This window comes from Vagococcus sp. QWL-13, from assembly GCF_058683555.1.
Genome location: NZ_CM178746.1, coordinates 1317285 through 1337545, shown reverse-complemented (window position 1 = coordinate 1337545; position 20261 = coordinate 1317285). Strand labels below are relative to the sequence as shown.

Below are 20261 nucleotides of genomic sequence, written 5' to 3'. Positions count from 1 at the left end.
CCTCTTTCTTTTATAAAAATTTTTGTAACAGAAGCATCACTTTCGGCAAAAATATAATCCCTGCAATCAGCACCGCAAAACATGCATTTAGAAACACTATGGCGGCACCAATGTCTTTAACCTTTTTACCGATGGGATGATACGTTTTTTCGGTAATCATATCTACTAAATTTTCAGCCACAGTATTCAACAGTTCCATCGTGATGACGAGAAAAATCGCCAGAAGGATCCACAGCCATTCAAAGCGGTTCAGTTTGAAAAAAATGCCTGCCAAAACAGCTAAGATTCCCAGCATGCATTGGAATCTTAAGTTTCTTTCTTCGCAAAAGGCAACCTTCAAACCTGCCAACGCACACTTCAAAGAACGATAAAATTTTTTATTCTTTTCAACACTGTATTTATTCTCTTTCAAGTCCATACGCATCTAATATCTTTCCTTGTAAACTGAACATCTCGGTTTCTTCTTCCTTAGTCATGTGATCATAACCATTAAGATGTAAAAAACCATGGACAACTAAAAAACCTAACTCCCTCTCGAAGGAGTGCCCGTAATCGGCTGCCTGTTCCTGAGCTTTCTCTACCGAAACAAGAATATCCCCCAGATTTCTCGGGATCCCCATCTGTTCAAACAACTCCGGTGAAATGTCCTCCTCATCTTCGATCGCAAAACTGATAACATCCGTCGGAACATCTTTTCCGCGATACTCCCGGTTGAAAGTCTGAATCTTCTCATTAGACATAAATGTGACAGACATCTCGGTATCATCTGCCAACTTAAGATAGTCTCCTGTAAAATTCAGCAGCGACGTGATTTCTGACAACTGTAGCTCTGTAAGTTTTTCCGTTTGATCATTGATTGTAATTTCCATTATTGATTACTTTCCTCAATTTTCTTTTTCATTTTTGGATATTCGATTCTCGAATGATAGGCACTGCATAATCCGTTGATGATTGATTTCTCAATTAAGCGGATTTCCCCCAAAGTCAAACCTGATTCATCCAGTTGATGATCCTTGATTCTTTTTTCAACCAAATCATGGACAAACTCATGGATGGCTGCATTGGTCGGCTGGTTCATCGCCCGGACGGCTGCTTCGCAAGTGTCAGCCAAGTTAACCACTGCCGCTTCTTTAGTTTGGGGCTTCGGTCCGGGATATCTGAAATCTTCTTCCTTGACAGTGTCGTCTCTTTCATAAGCTTTAATGTAGAAAAAAGTCATCAACGTCGTCCCATGATGTTGCTCACAAATATCAACAATCATCTTAGGCATTTTTTGTTTTTTTAAAATCTTGACTCCTTCTGTCACATGAGAAAAGATGATTTCTTTACTGTCTTCCGGCAGAAGAAAATTATGTGGGTTTTCTGCACCAAAAGGCAGATTTTCTACGAAGAAATTCGCATGTTTCAGTTTCCCGATATCATGATAATAACAGGCAACGCGCGTAATCAGCGACCGTCCGCCGATTGCAGCCACCGCATTGGAACTAAGGCTGGCCACCATCATGCTGTGGTGGTAAGTGCCGGGAGCTTCTTCCAGCAAACGTTTCAACAAAGGATGGTTGGGATTACTTAATTCATTCAACACAATCATACTGTCATCATTTAATAACAATTCGATATAAGGATGCAGTCCGATAGATAAAACATAGGTAAACAGACTGCCAATCAGCATACAGAGTATCGCTGACACAGTTTTTCTATCTCCAAAATCCATCCCCTGATAGGTGGAGATAACGATGGTAAATGCCAAAGGAATGACAATCAGCAAGATAAGTGCTTTACCAAGCTGCCTTCCGATACGCTCCTGTTTTATCAAAGAAGCCATCAGTCCTGAAAAAAGATAGGACATCAATAAGGAAATCAGCGTACTGGTTCCGCCTAAATCATAAAAAACGAAGACCGAAAAGGCGACTTGAAACAATGCCGCTAAAATACTGGCCTTTCGACTAATAAATAAATTCAGAACCAGTGGTGTGAACGCTGCTGGAAATAGTAAAGAAATGTAGGGCATGCTCTCTGTTTGAAACAGCGCGACAGATTTCATGAATAATATGCTTAGAGTCATCATAAATACATAAAAGTTAATAAACCTGAATTGAAATTCTTTGGATGTTTCTCTCAAAACCAGCCAGACAAGAAGAACCAATTGAATCAAAATCAGCATGATCATTGCCACGTAAGGGAAAATGGTACTGTTCTTGTCGGTCATCCCCAGCAATTCCAATTTTTTGATTGCCCGGGAATCAATCTGGGCACCTTCACGGACAATCACTTCTCCGTGATAAATCATCACTGGATTCACAGCCTCTTTTGCTGCTTCCTTCGCTGCAAGAGTCGCTTTTTCGTCGTAAACTTCATTCACGACGACGACCTTATCGATTAGAGCTTCCGCTAAGTTTTTGCCGTCATCGGAAAGCGATGAAGCATTGATGCTGTCTTTAGCTGATTCACGATGTTGATCTAAATTGTTGTCGCGGATTCTTTCGCCCATGGTTTTTTCAACAATTTTTATCATTTCGTTTTTTAATAAGTTGAACTGGTCTTCAGGCAACTCAAAAACATCCTGATAAAAACTCATGGAGATATCCTGAAAGAAATTAATATCATCACTGTCAATTTTTTCAAGACGGCCTTTCAGATTAGCCACCTTATCTTCAACAGTCGGCACTTCAACGGCATTGCGGTCTTTAGCTCTTTCCAACTCTGCCTGATATTTTTCCTGCAGTTCTTTTTTTGTTGCTTCCACATAAGAAAACAACTGCATGGTTAACTCCACACGATGTTTAGCAATCGAATCGTCAAAACTGTAGGTGGGAGTCACAGCTTCGGCCGCAAGTTTCCTTCTCTCTTCTGTTTCTTCTTTATTCTCGATAGTTTTATTGGCACGAATCGTTTCTTCGGCCAATTTTCCTTCTCTAAGATCTCTATTTGTCTGTTTCACACTTCCAGACATCATCAAGCCAAGGATAAGCGCAAAAAGAACGGTAATAATGATGATATATCGTTTGCCGAACTTATCAATCAGACTTTTAAAATCAAATTTCATTTGCGGTTACTCCTTCTTCAGCCTTTGTCAGCCGACGTCTTTATCATAAGCATCAATGATTTCAGCAACAACCGGATGACGTACTACATCTGATGACCCAAAGGTGACAAAACCAATTCTTTTGATATGCTGCAATTTTTTTTGAGCATCTACCAGACCGCTGACGACCCCTCTAGGTAAATCAATCTGAGAGATGTCCCCGTTAACGATCATTTTAGAACTAAAACCTAAACGAGTTAAAAACATTTTCATCTGTGCGATAGTGGTATTTTGTGCTTCATCCAATATCACGAAAGCATCATCCAAGGTCCGGCCTCTCATATAGGCAAGGGGGGCAATTTCAATCACGCCTCTTTCCATCAATCGGTTGGTATGCTCCACACCAAAAACTGTATAAAGGGCATCATAAACCGGCCGCAAATAAGGATCGACTTTTTCTTTTAAATCGCCGGGCAGGAAACCGAGATTTTCACCAGCTTCCACCGCAGGCCGGGTCAAGACAATTTTTTGCACTTCTCCCTTTCTCAAAGCTGCGATTGCCATGACGACGGCTAAGAAAGTCTTCCCCGTCCCTGCCGGACCGATTCCAAATGTGATATCCTTTTTCTTGATGGTTTCAATGTACTGCTTTTGTCCGTAAGTTTTGGGACGGATTCCTTTGCCATTGCGGTCTTTTATAATTTCATCTTCGTATAAATCAACAAAATAATCTAACGTGCCTTTTTTCGACATTTTTAATGCTGTCACCACATCAGGGGTGCTGACTGGGATTTTTTTCAATACCAGCATCTGTAATTTTTTCAATATCTCATGAACGGCCCTGACATCAGACTCTTCACCAGAAATCTGAATAATCTCTCCTCTGGCATGGATGGTCACATGGCGGTTTTCTTCTATTAATTGTAAGTGCTTGTCCTGTGCACCGAATATTTGCGAAATTTCCTCATGGTCATGCAGCTCTAATTCCATAGAAAATTTATTGGATTCTGTCAAAAGTATCTTCGCCCCTTTTCTCAATATCTACTAAATAATACCATATTTCCGAAAGATTAAAAAGAGGCTGACCCATAAGTCTCAAAAATAGTAAAAAGGGAACCAAAATCAATAAAAAGATTTTGGTTCCCTTATTTTTTTGTTTATTTAAGAGGTTCTTCCGCTGATAGGCAGTTAACTTTCTCAGATTAACCGCCATAAATGCAAAACCTAATTCGTTTCTCACCTTATCTTTACCTCTTACTGAAAATCGAGTGAAGCCTAAATTAGCCTTCAGATTTCCGAAGGCTGGTTCTACGTCTATTTTTCTTTGACCATATAATTTGCCTGTTCGTTCGTCTTTCAGAAGTGTCTGAACGTAAGCTTTAAAATAGTCCCAATTGCCGTTTTTTTGAATCATTCTATTACGACCCGACTTCGCTTTGGTACATTGAGAACGAACTGGGCAGTTTTCACAAGAAAGACATTCGTATATTTTTAATTGTCGTTGGTAGCCATAGTTATCTATACGATTGGCATAACGTTTAAACGGGACCTCACGGTCAATGGGACATAAATAGGTATCTCTTAACTCATCATACCGCCAATTCAAAGGATTAAAACGATTCTTTTTAAAACTTCTCTTTTTCTCTTTGCGGTACATCCCATAGGTTATCAAAGGTGTTTTTTCAAAGCCATCCACAATAGTTTCATAGTTTTCTTCACTACCATAACCGGCATCTGCCACAATATAGTCGGGTAAATCAAAATAGGTATTTTCTATGGTCCGTAAAAAAGGAACTAAAGTTCTCGTATCCGTAGGATTCGGAAAGATGTCATAAGCTAGGACATATTGTTGATTGGTCGCAATTTGGACATTGTAACCTGCTTTTAGTTGCCCATTGCGCATATGATCCTCTTTCATTCTCATAAAAGTGGCATCGTGATCTGTTTTGGAGTAACTATTTCTCTCACCTAAAATAGCTTTTTGACGGACATACCGTGACTGACGTTCTTTAAAATCAGAGAATTGCTTCAAGGCTTGTTTAGGTGCCTTTCGTTGAGAGCGTAGTTGTTTTCGTTTTTTAGCGCAGTCAGAGGTCTCAATTTCTTGAGTCAAATTTTCTACACTTGTTTCTAATGCCGTGATGATTTTTGAAAACTCTTTGTCTGAAAGGTCTTTGTCTTCATCACAAATAGAAGGAATGATGGTTTCCTTCACGAGTTGTTGATAAATCTCTTTTGATTTCTCTGTCAACTTAGCTTCATACTTTTCAATGCTTTTTTTCCAGACAAATGTGTATTTATTGGCATTGGCTTCTAACTTAGTACCGTCAATAAAGATGGCATCTGTTTCGATAAGATTCTGGGAAACCAAAAGGTTTCGGAATTGAATAAAGCATTCTTCTAATAACACTTGCATCTGAGGATGTACACGAAACCGATTAATCGTTCTAAAATTGGGTTGCTGGGATTGTGTCAGCCAGCGAGCGCGAATACTGTCTTTAGCTAGCGCTTCAATTCTTCTGCCAGAAAAAACAGACTGCGTGTAACCGCACAAAATCAACTTCAACATCATTTTAGGATGATAAGAGGTTGCACCCATCTGATGGTCAAAAACCGAGAAGGCTTTTTCTGGCATGCTTTCTACAAGTTCATTGATTGCAAAAGCGATGTCACCCTTTTCCAAATAAATTTCTAAATCTAGTGATAAAGTGACTTGATTCATGTTATAATCTTTGTACATAGATAGCACTCCCTTTTGGTTATGGTTGGTACTTTAATTATACAAGGAAGTGCTATTTTTATCGCTAAAAAAAGGAACAAAATCATAAAAAGATTTCGTTCCTTTTTGCATTGAATGAGGACTTATGGGTCAACCTCTGACAACATTTCATGTTTTTTTCTAAGACTATTTTTTCATTTTTTTACTTCTTAATTGACCGCAGGCTGCATCTATATCTGTCCCCTGTTCTTTTCTGATAACGCAGTTAATCCCTTCTTTTTTCAGACGATCATAAAATGCCAGCACATCTGCCTTGGAACTGCGCTGATATTGATCATGTTCGCTGACTGGATTGTATGGAATCAAATTGACATAAGCCAGTTTCTTTTTATCTCTCAGCAGTTCTGCTAGTTGTTTCGCATGTTCCGGACGGTCATTCACATGAGACAGCATAATGTATTCAAATGTGATACGGCGGTTATTTTTTTCTAAATAATCATCTACCGCAGCCATTAATTTGTCTATCGGATTACTTTTATTAACCCGCATGATAGATGATCTGACCTCATCGTTAGGTGCGTGCAGTGAAATCGCTAAATTGACTTGCAAAGGTTCATCTGCGAATTGCCTGATTTTACGAATCAAACCGCTGGTAGACACTGTCATATGTCTGGCACCGATGGCCAAACCTTTAGGATGATTAGCGATGTTTAAAAAAGTCATGACATTATCATAATTATCAAAAGGTTCGCCAATTCCCATGACCACCACATGACTGACGCGGTCCTCTTTACCTTTGTCATCTAAATAGTACTGGACTTGCATGATTTGGGCCACGATTTCCCCTGCTGTCAAGTCCCGTTGTTTTTTTAACAAGCCGCTGGCACAAAACGTACAGCCGATACTGCAGCCGACTTGAGTAGTCACACAGACAGACAAGCCGTAGCTGTGTTTCATCAAAACTGTTTCGATCATGTGTTTATCCGCTAATTCAAATAAATATTTTACTGTCCCATCTTGTGACTCCTGGACGACGATGGCTTTGAGCGGGGCAAATAAAAACGCCTCTTCCAATTTATTAATCAAGTCTTTTGATAGATTACTCATTTCTTCAAAGTTGCGCACTCTTTTCACATAAAGCCAGTCCCAGACTTGAGAAGCTCTAAACTTCTTTTCCCCTTGCGACAGAAACCATTCTTCAAGTTCCTGATAGGTCAGGTCAAAAATCCCCTTTTTTTCCAATTAAACTCTCCTACTTTCTCGTACTGACACTTTCAGTCTACACTATAATGCAAATATTCTTCCATTGCAATCTTGTAGAACGGAATCTTATCATCAATTTAAAAATCAAGTGATTTTTCATTTAACATGACGTAGCTGATAAAGAAAACCGAGAAGCTTTAGATAAGCTTGGGGCGAAAGGTGCTGTACCGACAATCAACATGATTTTTGATAATCTAAACGTAATCATTGTCGGGTATGATTTCGCAAAAGTAAAATTGATTTTAGACATGGTACATACTGAAAGTGAAGAGGCTACAACCCCAAGTTCATTGGAAGAGCTTGAGGCACAAACAGGGCGATGGGAAGATTATGGTCATGATTGGGTAAGTAGAACGTTGTACTTTACAACATTCCAAAATGTTCCAGCTTACCAAAGTGTTGACTATAAATATAAAAGTGGAGGATACGAATATTGGGTAAAGGGGACTATCCCTATTTTTAATAAAACGGGCAGTGGAGCGAATTTGACTGTGTTGTACGCTGGTTATGTTAATAAGAAAATATGGGCTGTTTATAATTAAAATAAAATATTATAGAATGGAGAAAAAAGCTATGGAACAAAAAAATACTCACGAAGAAGAATACTTTGGAACTACCAGTATTGCAGATTGGTTTAATGGAATTTGTGTTGCGGGAACTAATCATTGTGGCGCAGGCTGTGGTGATGGACAAAGAAATGGCGGTGGTCCAGTTAGAAATCCATTGGATCAATGCTGCAAAAACCATGATGTGTGTTGGTCAAGATTCGGTGCTGACGATTCTTGTTGTGATAAACAATTAATCACTTGTACACAGAATCAACCTGCATCAGTAAAATCAGTCATTAATGCTGTTTTTGGAGCGAATGCAAAAAAAGGCAAGTAAGTTCAAAGTGATAAAAAAGTCTTAAAATAGAAAAAATCCTATGGAATCAATGTTTTGGAATGATTTCACAGGATTTTTAAATTATAAATTTTTATATTTTCAGAATCTTGTTTTGCTTAAATCCTTTTTTGAATAACTGTGTCTTCTCATGATATAATGTACTCAGGAGGTGGTTTCATGAAAAAATTAATAAACGCGCCCTGGATACTGTTTGTTATTTCTGTATTATGTACTGTTCCCTATTATTTTCTATTGCATACAAACGAAATGCTTTATCTGACTTACCTTTATGGCCAAATGTCTAGAGGAGTATTTTACATTGGTAATTTTTTAATTTTAATTATTTCTATAAAATATTACAAAAACACAAAAAAAGGTTCATTTCTGGTGCCTATAATTTTTGCATTGATAGCCATTTTGATCCCTATTTTAAGTATCCTTTTTGTTTTATTAGAATATTATTTTCTTTTAAAGTAAATCTTTGAGTTTTTTTTAAATACGCGGATAGTAAAATTAAGCTAGACAACTAAAAAAGTCATCTGTGCTACACTCAAGATAGTTCCGTCGAAAGAATTATAAGGAGTGAGTGCAAATGACCTACACCCATCTTACACCAAATGAACTCGTAATGATAGAAGCATACTATCAAGAAAACAAACTTGTGTCTAAAATAGCTCTTTCTTTAAGGCGCTCTAGGCAAACCATTTACAACGTGATTAACTTTCTTAAAACCGGAAAGTCTGCTTCAAATTATTGGGAAAATTATCAAATAAACAAAACACGTTGTGATAGACGCTCTACCATTTTATCCGAGGAACAACGAGCCTATGTTCAAAAAGGGTTGTTCAAGGATGGACGCCTGATGTGATTATTGGTCGTGGAGAGTTTCCTATTGATTGTTCTGCCAGAACGCTCCATCGACAATTCAAACAAGGTAAATTTGATACGGCTATTCTTCCTATGAAGGGGAAAAGTAAACCTAATGGTCACAAGGAAAAAAGAGGTAAACAGGCTTTCAAACGACATATTTCCGAGAGAGAAAAAGATTGCCCTACCTTTAAACAGGAATTTGGACACCTTGAAGGTGATACAATTGTTGGTATGCATCATAAAAGTGCAATCATCACGTTGGTTGAAAGATTTTCAAAAGTCATTATCACTTTGAAACCTAAAGGCCGTAAGGCCAAAGACATTGAGACGTCAATAAATACTTGGTTACAGGAAATCCCTAGACACCTATTTAAATCTATCACTTTTGATTGTGGCAAAGAGTTTTCTAATTGGAAAAACATCAGTAATACTAATGATATTGACATTTATTTTGCGGATCTAGGAACGCCTTCACAAAGAGCTCTTAATGAAAACTTAAACGGATTACTTAGGAAAGATGGTCTGCCAAAAGATATGGACTTTAACCAAGTCCCTCAAGACTTCATTTCTAGTGTTGCGAACAAACGAAACCACATTCCAAGGAAATCGTTAAACTATCAAACACCGATGGAGGTATTTCTGAATCATATGGATAAAACTATATTGTCTAGCTTAATTTGACAAATCAAATGAAATAAAAACAAGGAAAATCAGCACTTGTTTTTGTTTCTGATTTGGCAGCATATTGACACTCGGTGCAATTTTTTCTCCCATCAAATTTGAAAATATAAAAGAGCCGAAGTTCAGGCTCTTTGATAAAAAGCTATTCTTTTTCTATTAAAACAGCATTTCCTTGTCCACCACCGATACATAATGTGGCCAAACCTATTTTAGCATCTCTTTTCTCCATCTCGTGGACTAAAGTTACTAAAATCCTAGCTCCGCTGGCACCGATCGGATGTCCAAGGGCGATGGCTCCCCCATTGACATTCACCTTTTCCGGCGGCAAACCAAGCTCGTTTAAGACACAAAGGGATTGGACCGCAAAGGCTTCATTGCCTTCTACTAAATCAATATCTTTCACCGTCAAGCCTGCCTTAGACAAAACTTTTCGGGTGGCAGGGATCGGACCCAGCCCCATTTCATCAGGTGACACACCTGCGCTGGCGTAATGTGTGACACGTCCCATGATATTCAATCCCAGAGCTTCGGCTTTTTCTCTCGCCATTAAAATAATTGCCGCAGCACCATCATTTATTCCTGAAGCATTTCCGGCCGTCACAGTACCCCCTTTTTTAAATGCCGGGCGCAACTTGCTTAAACTCTCCAGTGTGACATTTTTCCTCGGGTACTCGTCTTTAGAAACAATCAAAGGTTCTCCTTTTTTTTTCGGCACTTGAACGGGAATGATTTCTTCATCAAATTTCCCTTCACTCACTGCTTTTTCTGTTTTTTTCTGACTATTCACAGCAAACTCGTCTTGACTCTCCCGGCTGATTTGATACTTTTCTGCAATATTTTCCGCAGTGATGCCCATATGATAGTCTTTAAAAGCATCTAACAAACCATCTTTCAACATGGAATCAACATACGTCACGTTTCCCATCTTACTGCCCCAACGCTGATTATTTGACAAGTAAGGGGCTTGACTCATATTTTCTGTTCCGCCGACTAGAACCACATCAGCATTATTTGTCTGGATGGATTGAGCCCCAAGCATCACTGCTTTCAACCCTGAGCCGCAAACCATGTCCACTGTAAAGGAGGAACTTTCAACAGGAATTTTTAGTGCAACTGAAATTTGCCGTGCCACATTTTGCCCCAGCCCAGCACCCAGTACGTTACCGAAAATCACTTCATCAACTTCAGCAGGAGAAAGATTTATTTTTTCAAGTGCTCCCTGACCTGCAGCAACGCCCAATGAAACAGCTGAAACATTTTTAAATACCCCGCCAAAACTGCCGATTGGCGTTCTGGCTGCTGATACAATAACCACTTCTCTCATAAAATTCCTCCTCATTTTCCTTCCACTGTCCTATTCTTCTTCCTAAAATTATAAATCACTTTCCTTTTAAAAAGAATCTCCCGCTGTTATTTTTTACACTTATTTAACTTTTGTACGTTGCTGTTGTCATATAAAAAAACTGAGAAGAATTTCCCAGTTTTTATGTGTTGAGATTAAATGAATAGATAACAATATTAGTCTTTTTTTATCTGTCTTGCCCATCAAACTCTGCGTCAACGTCTTCAGACGATAAAGCCGCAATTAAAACTTTTCTCGGTTTACTGCCCTCTGAAGGACCTACCACACCATGTGCCTCCATTTCATCAATCAACCGGGCCGCACGATTATAACCGATTCTGAAACGCCGCTGTAACATGGAAATACTTGCCGTTTCCAACTCTGAAATCATGGCTACCGCTTCATCATACAACTCGTCCTGTGAAGCACCGTTAGAAGTCTGGGGTTCTTCACTAGGCATCATGTCTTCCTGATAGTCAGCTCCTTGCTGATCCGTAACATAAGTGACAACATCTTCCACTTCTGAATCGGAAATAAATGCTCCCTGCACGCGGATAGGTTTATTTTCCCCCATTGGCAGGAACAGCATATCCCCTCTGCCAAGAAGTTTTTCAGCCCCGTTGCTGTCAATAATCGTCCTTGAATCCGTGCCGCTTGAAACAGCAAACGCAATCCGTGACGGAACATTTGCCTTAATAATTCCTGTGATGACATCCACACTGGGACGCTGTGTTGCTAAAATCATATGGATTCCTGCTGCCCTTGCCATCTGTGCAAGACGAGTAATAGCATCTTCCACCTCATTGCTGGCAACCATCATCAAATCTGCCAATTCATCAACAATCACAACGATATATGGCAGGACCGGGCGATTCTCACCATCTTCCATGTTGTGCCTGATTATTAACTGATTATAACCGGTCATATTCCTGACGCCGGTAGCTGCAAACAACTCATAACGTTTTTCCATTTCCTGAACGACTTTCTGTAAAGCTTGGGACGCTTTACGAGGATTGGTCACAACAGGTGTCAACAGATGAGGGATACCGTTATAAACATTCAATTCTACCATTTTTGGATCAATCATCATTAATTTTACTTCATGAGGTTTCGCTCTCATTAAAATACTTGTAATGATTCCGTTGATACAAACAGACTTTCCGCTTCCGGTGGACCCGGCTATTAAAAGATGAGGCATTTTAGACAAGTCCGCCGAAATAACCTGACCGGAAATATCTCTGCCTAGAGGGACTTCCAATAGTTTATCATCATCTTTTACTTGGGATTCTACAATATCACGAAAAGATACCGTACTTACGGTGCCATTGGGTACTTCAATACCAATCAAAGATTTTCCCGGAATCGGTGCTTCCATACGGATATCCTTGGCTGCCAAAGCCAGGGCGATATCATCAGCAAGGCTGACAATCTTGCTGACCTTTACGCCGACTGCCGGTTGAATTTCATATTTTGTTACTGAAGGTCCTAAACTCGCTTTGACAACTTTTGCATCTACTCCAAAGCTGTTAAATGTTCTTTCTAAAGTGTCAACATTCGTTTGAATGGCGGCGTACTCGGCACTTTGGTCAGTCATCGGAATTTCATTCAACAATGAAGAAGGCGGCAGCTGATAGTCCCGGTTTTCAATTTCCTGCGGGATCTCGAACTCTAAACTCTCATCCTCTTCTTGCGGCATTTCATCTTCTTGCATTGTTTTATTTTTAAAAGTGCGCTGATAGCTGTCGATTTCCAAAGACAACTGTTCTGTTTCTCCCGGTTCTTCCGAAAAATCTTTCTGCAAATTTTCCTTTGCCAGTTCTTCCCCCGGTGTCAATTTTCGCACTTGATTGCGTTCTGCTTCTTTCTGTTGCTCTTCTAGTGCCGCCATCTCCTCAGCTTTTTTGATTCTTTTGGCTTCAGTTTTTTCCTGACGTTTTGCTGCACTATTTTTCATATATTCCTTGAATTTTTGTCCAAAATTAGCAAATTGCTCCAATTTGAGATTAAAAAGCAATACCAACCCAAAAACCGCCAGCAGACTGGCAATGATATAAGTCCCCAACTGTGCAACTAAAAAGTAAGTCACACTGTATAAAACTCCCCCAATCATTCCGCCGCCAACAGGTTGCTTAATCGTATTCAAACGGACATCTGCGAGAAGCTTTTCCCAAGTCATGCTTATGATATTTGTTTCTTCTGATACTGCTCCTTTAAACAGCCATGCATGCAGGAATATTAAAACAGAGAGATAAACTAACAGTCCGCCATAAAATAATTTTGGATTTTTAAAGCGAATGTCTTTCCCCATAATCATCAAGATGAATCCATAAACCATTAAGAGGACACCGAAAAAACGAAAAGTGTCTCCCACTAGTAATCGAAAGACATTCCCGATAAGCATGCCTAAAAACCCAAGCTTAAGCGCTCCAAATAAGCCAAATAAAATAAATGCTAAACCAATCAAAAGAAAGGTGAGTTTTTCCTGCTTAGCTTGCTGTTTTTTAGTCATTTTCTTTTTTTTCTTTTTCTTCGCCATTAAAACCCTCCTATATGCCCTAAAGTTCCGGCTCGTCAAAATATACTTGTTAGGTGACTGCCTTTACTTCCTTATTTATTATACACTAAATTACTAGAAATACATCCAAAAAAACAAAGGATTGGATGATTGGGTTTGTTGCATTGCAAATAGAAGAATCAAAATAATGCCCGGCGGCGGGATAACTCACGAAAATTATCAGCATGTAGTTGAAAACCTGAATGTCCGCGAAGTACACGGGACAAAAATCGTTGCATTTGATGCTCATTAACAAATAAAATTTTTCCCATTATTAAAAGATGCTCATAAATTGCTAAAATCAACCTTTATGTGACAGATGCTGACCTCAAAGTCTTGACATGGAAACCCCCATGAAATCACTTTTCTAAAACATTGATTTCATAGGGGTTTTATTTTATAAAATTTTTATTTCAGATTTAAAAACTGCTAAGGGTCAGTCCTTCTGCTACTTTTTATTTCCTTCCATTGCTGCTTTTAGTGCAGCCGCCAATGGACTTTCTTCCGGTTCCTGGGGCTGACTGTATTTTTTCAATAGTTTCTTTTCCTCATACTTAGTCATTTTTTTCTTTCGATCCTGCTTCGTTCCAACTTTTTCAGTAATCACACAATACTTGCAGCGGAAAAAGTCGCCATTTTTTCCAGAATGAATTTCCATTTTCCGATGGCATTGAGGGCATCTTTTATTCGAAACCTTTGGATCTTTACGTCTTGAGTAGCTGCATTCCGAATTGGTGCAAACATAAATTTTTCCTTGACGGGTATTTTTTTCACGAAGTTTTTCGCCACACTCCGGACATTTTTTCTCTGTGATAGAGAAATCCGTATATTTCTGCTCGCTCTGTTTGATTTCACTAACGAGGCGGGCGGTATCTTTTTCAATAGTCCGAATAAATGTCTGGCGCTTCAACTTGCCTTTTGCAATTTCTTCCAGCTGTTTCTCCCACTTTTCTGTCAACTCAGGAGACACTAGAGAAGGGTTCACCAGTTGAAGCAGCTGTTTTCCTTTTGGTGTCACTATCAACCGATTTTGATGCCGCTCCATCAGTTCGGAACTGATTAATCGCTCGATAATCTCTGCCCGGGTCGCCGGTGTGCCTAGATTATGTTTCTCCATCTTTGCCAGCAACGTTCCTTCATTCAAAGGACTTGGAGGTGAAGTGACTTCTTTTTTTATTTCGAAACTGGCAGAGACCGTCTCCCCTTCATTAAACTCAACAGATGCTGTCGAGCTCTCTTGCTCTGTTGTCACTTTCCATCCCGGTGCCACCACCTGCGTTTGAACCAGATTGATTTTTTTGTCTAAAAAAACTACTTCCACTTTTTGCTGCTTAACGATGTGAGGTCCTTGGAACAACCCTAAAAATCGTTCTGTAATCAGCTGATAGATTCGGTGCTCCTCTTGGTCCATCTTTTCGCTTCGAGGTGTCTGCTCCGTTGGTATCAAGCCATGGTGGTCTGTGACTTTAGCATCTTGAAAAACATTTTTCTGCTGCACTTGTGCGCCGTTACGCAATATTTTTTTGGCTTCTTCGGGAAAATAACTTGCGACAGCGTGTACCCTTTCTTTCATCGTCGCTGCCATATCAGAAGTTAAATATTTAGAATCTGTTCTCGGATAGGAAACAATTTTATGAACCTCATACAGTCTTTGAACGATAGACAATGTCTTTTTGGCGGAGTAATTGTACCTTTGATTAGCCTCCCGCTGGATTTCCGTTAAGTCATAAGGCAACGGTGCAGCTTCAGTCTTACGTTTTTCCGCCACTTTAACTACTTTTCCTTTGGCAGTTTGCAGCGCCTTGACAATCTTCTCTGCGTCTTCATAATTTTTTAGGGAGTGAACAGGTTGTATTTGCACTCTCCCTTTTAAACCTTTGACCGTTCCCTCAATAGTATAATACTGTTGGGGCTTGAATGTTTCAATTTGTTTTTCTTGCTCACGGACCATCGCCAATGTGGGTGTCTGAACACGCCCGGCTGATAAACTGTCTTCATATTTGACTGTCAGGGCCCGTGTCACATTTAATCCCACCAGCCAATCCGCTTCTGAACGGGCAACAGCTGATTCATATAAATTATCATATTTTTCACTGGGTTGTAATTTTTTAAAACCGTCTTTAATTGCTTTAGTGGTTTGAGATGAGATCCACAACCGCTTGACCGGTTTGTTGAAACGAACATATTCAAGTATCCATCTGGCTACCAGTTCCCCTTCTCTTCCGGCATCTGTGGCAACCACCGCTTCCTTGATGTCTTTACGCTGTGCAAGCCTTTGGATAGCTTTTAGCTGACCCGTGGTTTTTGGCAGCGGCTTGATTCCCACATGTTTAGGGATCATCGGCAAAGTCTCAAGCTGCCACTCGCGCCATTCTTTTTTATAATCTTCCGGCATTTTCAACGTCAATAAGTGACCCAGCGCCCAAGTCACAATAACGTTTTTTCCTTCAATATAATTTTTATTTTTCTGAGTCGCGCCGAGGACTTTGGCTAAATCTCTGGCAACACTTGGCTTTTCCGCTATAATTAATTGCTTCATTGTTATCCTTTCCATCAAGAACCATTTTTTGGTTGTTTTTCAAGAGCATTAAACCGTGAAATAATTGGACCTCGTCGTCACATTCTTCACAAAAATGAGTATTCCCTTCCCGCCAAAAGGCAGTCAGAAAACCCGGTTTTTCATTGACATGATCATTGGCATTTCTTAATTCGCAAAATATTTTTGCAAAACATTCTTTTGCTTGATTAAAATCGGCAAATTCTTTTTTCTCAATAATATCTTTCTCCCAATCTTCAAAAAACCACCAAGGTTCATTTTCCCCATAGATTTTTATTACCTGGTACATTCTCTATCACCCTCGACATCTAGTTTGGTTTAAGACTAGTTTAAAATTAATCAAGGGTTAATGCAAGTTTTCCGACTGATACTCTCACAGCATTGGGCTTCTTCAGTGGATGGTGATTGTTTTAGGTCAATGAAAATAGTCGGCAGAAATGATGCGCAAAATTGAAAAAAAGCCAGAGCGGAAAGTCTCAAACTAGAAAAAATCCCATAAAACCACTTTGCCAAAACAGCGGTTTTATGGGATTTTTAATTATAAGTTTATCTACTTTAGTTTTGAAACTGTTTATCACTCAGTCTCTTGCTGGAATTTATTTTGTGACTGGTTTGATTTTTCCATTCCATTTTTCTTCGATCCACTTTTGAGTTTCTGAATCATGAAGGGCATCCACTAGCTTTTTGATTCTCTCATCATCTTTATCTTCTGAACGGACAGCTACTAGATTCGCATAAGGAGCATTGTCGCTTTCTACGATGACACCATCTTTTTCTGGAGCCAAATCAATCGTTCCGGCAAAATTGGCATTGATTGCAATCAAATCTGCTTCATCATTTTGATAAGCGGTAGTCAGCAGCTCAGCATTGACATCAGATTTAAAGACTAAGTTTTTCGGATTTTCTACAATGTCGTCAAAAGTGGCGGTCTTAACATCCACACCGTCTTTTATTTTCACTAGACCAGCTTCTTGAAGGATAGCGATGTTGCGGCCCCAGTCAGTTTTTGAGTTGCTGACCAGTATTGTGGCACCATCTTTTAAATCTTTAATATCTTTGACAGTTTGAGAATAAAAAGCCATTAATTCGATATGAATATTACCGGCATTCACAAAATCATAGCCGTTTTCAGCCTTGGCTTCCTCAAAGAAAGGTATATGCTGGAAATAGTTCGCATCGATTTCTCCTTCAGCTAAAGTTTTGTTCGGCAAGACATAATCTTGAAACTCGACTATTTCTAATTCAATGCCTTCTTCTTCAAGTTTTGGTTTGATATGCTCCAAAATTTCTGCATGAGGAGTTGGGCTGGCGCCCACTTTCAAAACTTTAGTATCTGCTTTTTCTTCCTCTTTTGGCGTTCCTGAATTTCCGCAAGCAGCTAAACTAAGGGCCAAAACCCCAATACCTAAAACACTCAATAATTTTTTCTTCATTTTGCTTCCTCCTAAATAGTTTTATCTTTTATCAACTTTCGTTACTAATAAATCACCAATCCACTGAATAATAAAAACAATCACTAAAATCAAAATCGTCGCAAACAAAGTGGTTGTCAAATCTCCCTGCATATAGCCCTGGTAATAGGCCAATTGACCTAGCCCTCCTCCCCCTACTGCTCCCGCCATTGCAGTGAAACCAATCATCGTGATAGTGGTGACAGTGATTCCTGAAATCAACGCCGGCCTGCTTTCAGCCAGCAAAATCTTCCATACGATTTCCAGCTTGTTGGCGCCCATCGCATCAGCAGCCTCCAACACACCTTCATCGACTTCTCTAAAAGCAATCTCTACCAATCTGGCATAAAATGGTGTTGCGGAAATCACCAATGCGGGAATTGCAGCTTTTGCACCTAAAAAAGTTCCCAACAAAGCTTTGGTAAATGGAATCAAAAGCAGAATCAAAATAATAAATGGGATGGAGCGGAATATATTGCTGAGAATCGACACGACAGAATATAAAATTCGTGATGATTTCTTATCGCTCTTTGCCAGACTATATAAAATCAGGCCTAAAATAAGTCCCAAAATCACTACCAGTACCATAGAGATAATTGTCATCATCAAAGTTTCCTGAGTTGCTATTTTAAATTTTTCAGTGTTCAAGTTAGAAAAATTAAAATAGGTTTCTTTAAAGCCTTTATTGTTCATCTTCAACCACCTCCACACCAACACCTTCATGGATAAATCTATCGAGTGCCGCTTTGATTTCTTCTTCAGCGCCGGTTAATTCCACGATTAGTGTGCCGAAGGAAGAATGATTTATTTCCTGTATCTGTCCTTGAATCACGTTGATATCCACATCGAATTCCTTGATAACCTGGGATAAAATCGGATGTTTGGATTTTTCTCCCCTGAAAGTCAGCTGAGCGATTTTTCCTTGAGTATAATTTTTGCTGAAATAATCCAAAGTATTGTCTTCCACCACTTCGGGAAAGGTTTCTTGCTGTACAAAACGTTTAGTAACTTCCTCTTGGGGATGACTGAAAACCTCCATGACACTGCCTTGCTCAACGATTTTCCCGTCTTCCATCACGGCAACTTTATGACAAATTTTGCGAATCACGTGCATCTCGTGGGTAATCAAGACAATGGTCACACCTAATTCCTGATTGATTTGTTTCAACAGCTGCAACACTTCGTCAGTGGTTTGAGGGTCCAGTGCGCTGGTAGCCTCATCACATAACAAAATTTTTGGATGGTTGGCTAAAGCACGGGCAATACCCACACGTTGCTTTTGTCCTCCTGAAAGTTGTCCGGGATAAGCTGACCCTCTTCCTTTCAATCCCACAAGATGGAGCAATTCCTCTGCCCGTTCACGACGCTGATCGGCAGGAACCTTGGCCAATTCCAGAGGGAGCATGATGTTTTCCAAAACAGTCCGTGACCATAATAAATTAAAATGTTGAAAAATCATGCCGATATCCTTACGAAACTGTCTTAATTCTTTTGTTTTCAAATGAGCTATTTCTTGCTGATTGACTGTCAATTTGCCTTCAGTTGTCTTTTCCAAACCATTGAGCAATCGCAGCAGTGTACTTTTCCCCGCACCTGAGTAACCAACGATCCCAAATATTTCTCCTTCGTTAACGGTAAAATCCACTTGATCCACTGCTAAAATCGTATCGTTCTTAACTTCAAACTTTTTTGATACTTTTTTTAAGCTAATAAGCGACATTGCGTTCCCTCCAAACTCTCATCTTCTGAACCTTTTGTCATAGACTTTTGATTCATCAGAAGAAAAACTGTCCTTTTTTTTTGAAAATAAAAAAGCTTCCGTCCTATTTCTAATGAAATAAGGACGAAAGCGTTGCTTCGTGTTACCACCTTTATTTGTTACTTTCTCACAAAAGTAACCTCTTCCAGTACGCAAGAAAAACTTTTAATACTGTGACACGTTAACGAGTGTGTTCGTAATGGACTGACTGTTACAGCTCATCCATTCTGCTCAAAGACCATTTTCCATAACTTTCCGGCTATCCCTTCTCACCAACTGGGGATTCTCTTTAAACTTTCCTGATATGTACTTTTCTTTTCAAAGCATTTATTTTTAAATTTGATTGTTATTCTAGCAGTGTTTTTTCTGATTGTCAACTAATTTCTTAAAGTGCTTGAAAATCGTCCTCAGAAACTTCGGTCATAACTAACAGCCACGCCTCGTTTTCGTCTTCACTGTCCAACACTGACGGCTCATCAACTGCTTTTTCATTAATTTCTACCACAGTACCGTTTAGAGGACTTAATAGCTCAGTCACCGCTTTTTCAGCTTCCACATCAGCAAAAGCTTCGTCTTTGACTAATAGACTCCCCACTTTAGGCAGTGAAACAAAAGTAATGCTCCCTAGCTCATCTTGTCCCTCGTTTGTCAAACCTAGGCGGTAGTTCTGATCCTTTTTAGCAATCCATAGGTACTTACCTGATGTTTTCTTTTTCATAAGCTTTCCTCCAAATTACAGCAGTGTTTCATATTCGGCTTCTTTAAAACCAAGAAACAACTGACTGCCGTTTTCCAAAATTGGACGTTTGACTAGCATGCCCCGCTCACACAGTTTTTCTGCCGCTTCTTCTTTCGATAACGAATAAACAACTTCTTTTAAATTTTCTTTTCGGTAAATGATTCCCGAAGTATTGAAAAATTTATGAATAGGAATTTCGGTTTCTTCCATCCACTTTACAAATTGCTCTTTTGTAGGTGTGTCATTGATCAAATCTATCAATTGATATTCTACTTGATGCTGATCCAGCCAAGCTTTTGCCCGTTTGCACGTAGAACATTTTTCGTACCAATAAAAATTAATCATCTGTCTCCCTCATTTCTAATTAGTCAGCATTCAGTATATCATAGAATGTCTTTAGTTTTAAGACATGCTGA

18 protein-coding genes, 2 pseudogenes and 1 other annotated feature are annotated in these 20261 nt (G+C 39.3%); of the genes and pseudogenes, 5 read left to right on the top strand and 15 right to left on the bottom strand.

The genetic code is table 11. The features are described from left to right. Positions 1-10 precede the first annotated feature (10 nt). The 6 genes and pseudogenes from AC4PHI_RS06190 to rlmN all read right to left on the bottom strand — a co-directional run bounded on the left by AC4PHI_RS06190 (position 11) and on the right by rlmN (position 6986). Positions 11-424: a diacylglycerol kinase family protein gene (locus AC4PHI_RS06190; RefSeq protein WP_492201432.1), complete on the bottom strand. Its 414-nt coding sequence runs from the start codon at positions 422-424 to the stop codon at positions 11-13. Then, positions 399-869, bottom strand: coding sequence for an rRNA maturation RNase YbeY (gene ybeY, locus AC4PHI_RS06185; RefSeq protein ID WP_492201431.1), 471 nt, complete (start codon positions 867-869; stop codon positions 399-401). Before ybeY ends, AC4PHI_RS06190 begins: the two co-directional genes overlap by 26 nt. Continuing rightward, the gene (locus AC4PHI_RS06180) at positions 869-3046 is read right to left on the bottom strand and encodes an HD family phosphohydrolase (RefSeq protein ID WP_492201430.1); all 2178 of its coding nucleotides are present in this window, start codon (positions 3044-3046) and stop codon (positions 869-871) included. The genes ybeY and AC4PHI_RS06180 overlap by 1 nt, the downstream gene beginning before the upstream one ends. A gap of 27 nt (positions 3047-3073) precedes the next feature. Further along, positions 3074-4039, bottom strand: coding sequence for a PhoH family protein (locus tag AC4PHI_RS06175; protein ID WP_492201429.1), 966 nt, complete (start codon positions 4037-4039; stop codon positions 3074-3076). Between the two features lie 169 nt (positions 4040-4208). Further along, a pseudogene (locus tag AC4PHI_RS06170) lies at positions 4209-5765 on the bottom strand (IS1182 family transposase); the annotation flags it as partial. A 165-nt stretch (positions 5766-5930) separates the two neighbouring features. Beyond that, positions 5931-6986 (bottom strand): dual-specificity RNA methyltransferase RlmN, encoded by a 1056-nt coding sequence (gene rlmN, locus AC4PHI_RS06165; RefSeq protein ID WP_492201428.1) that lies wholly within the window; start codon positions 6984-6986, stop codon positions 5931-5933. Positions 6987-7186: 200 nt separating this feature from the next. Here rlmN and AC4PHI_RS06160 point away from each other — a divergent pair, with 200 nt between their 5' ends. From AC4PHI_RS06160 to AC4PHI_RS06145, 4 genes and pseudogenes are all read left to right on the top strand, one after another. Further along, entirely contained in the window at positions 7187-7549 is a 363-nt protein-coding gene (locus AC4PHI_RS06160; protein ID WP_492201427.1) for a hypothetical protein, read from the top strand. A 31-nt stretch (positions 7550-7580) separates the two neighbouring features. Beyond that, a complete protein-coding gene (locus tag AC4PHI_RS06155; RefSeq protein ID WP_492201426.1) occupies positions 7581-7892 on the top strand; it encodes a hypothetical protein in 312 nt (103 codons plus the stop codon). 177 nt (positions 7893-8069) lie between these two features. Continuing rightward, positions 8070-8369: a hypothetical protein gene (locus tag AC4PHI_RS06150; protein ID WP_492201425.1), complete on the top strand. Its 300-nt coding sequence runs from the start codon at positions 8070-8072 to the stop codon at positions 8367-8369. 115 nt (positions 8370-8484) lie between these two features. Further along, a pseudogene (locus tag AC4PHI_RS06145) lies at positions 8485-9443 on the top strand (IS30 family transposase). A 142-nt stretch (positions 9444-9585) separates the two neighbouring features. Here AC4PHI_RS06145 and AC4PHI_RS06140 read toward each other — a convergent pair. Both AC4PHI_RS06140 and AC4PHI_RS06135 read right to left on the bottom strand, forming a co-directional pair. Further along, positions 9586-10767, bottom strand: coding sequence for an acetyl-CoA C-acetyltransferase (locus tag AC4PHI_RS06140; RefSeq protein ID WP_492201424.1), 1182 nt, complete (start codon positions 10765-10767; stop codon positions 9586-9588). 205 nt (positions 10768-10972) lie between these two features. Beyond that, positions 10973-13321, bottom strand: coding sequence for a DNA translocase FtsK (locus tag AC4PHI_RS06135; protein WP_492201423.1), 2349 nt, complete (start codon positions 13319-13321; stop codon positions 10973-10975). Between the two features lie 121 nt (positions 13322-13442). Here AC4PHI_RS06135 and AC4PHI_RS06130 point away from each other — a divergent pair, with 121 nt between their 5' ends. Next, on the top strand, positions 13443-13592 hold the full coding sequence (locus AC4PHI_RS06130) for a copper homeostasis protein CutC (protein ID WP_492201422.1): 150 nt from the start codon (positions 13443-13445) through the stop codon (positions 13590-13592). A 195-nt stretch (positions 13593-13787) separates the two neighbouring features. On the opposite strand, the gene AC4PHI_RS06125 is transcribed toward AC4PHI_RS06130, so the two are convergent. The 7 genes from AC4PHI_RS06125 to AC4PHI_RS06095 form a co-directional block, all read right to left on the bottom strand. Next, positions 13788-15878, bottom strand: a complete 2091-nt coding sequence (locus AC4PHI_RS06125; RefSeq protein ID WP_492201421.1) for a DNA topoisomerase 3 — start codon at positions 15876-15878, stop codon at positions 13788-13790. Then, the gene (locus tag AC4PHI_RS06120; RefSeq protein WP_492201420.1) at positions 15799-16185 is read right to left on the bottom strand and encodes a DUF1033 family protein; all 387 of its coding nucleotides are present in this window, start codon (positions 16183-16185) and stop codon (positions 15799-15801) included. The genes AC4PHI_RS06125 and AC4PHI_RS06120 overlap by 80 nt, the downstream gene beginning before the upstream one ends. Positions 16186-16492: 307 nt before the next feature. After that, entirely contained in the window at positions 16493-17329 is an 837-nt protein-coding gene (locus AC4PHI_RS06115) for a MetQ/NlpA family ABC transporter substrate-binding protein (RefSeq protein ID WP_492201419.1), read from the bottom strand. A gap of 21 nt (positions 17330-17350) precedes the next feature. Beyond that, positions 17351-18040, bottom strand: coding sequence for an ABC transporter permease subunit (locus AC4PHI_RS06110; protein ID WP_492201418.1), 690 nt, complete (start codon positions 18038-18040; stop codon positions 17351-17353). Continuing rightward, positions 18030-19067, bottom strand: coding sequence for a methionine ABC transporter ATP-binding protein (locus tag AC4PHI_RS06105; RefSeq protein WP_492201417.1), 1038 nt, complete (start codon positions 19065-19067; stop codon positions 18030-18032). Before AC4PHI_RS06105 ends, AC4PHI_RS06110 begins: the two co-directional genes overlap by 11 nt. Positions 19068-19183: 116 nt before the next feature. Further along, positions 19184-19437 (bottom strand) — a binding site (T-box leader). A gap of 54 nt (positions 19438-19491) precedes the next feature. Continuing rightward, positions 19492-19824: a glycine cleavage system H family protein gene (locus AC4PHI_RS06100; protein ID WP_492201416.1), complete on the bottom strand. Its 333-nt coding sequence runs from the start codon at positions 19822-19824 to the stop codon at positions 19492-19494. A 15-nt stretch (positions 19825-19839) separates the two neighbouring features. Continuing rightward, complete coding sequence (locus AC4PHI_RS06095; protein WP_492201415.1) at positions 19840-20190, bottom strand: arsenate reductase family protein; 351 nt, start codon at positions 20188-20190, stop codon at positions 19840-19842. Positions 20191-20261 lie beyond the last annotated feature (71 nt).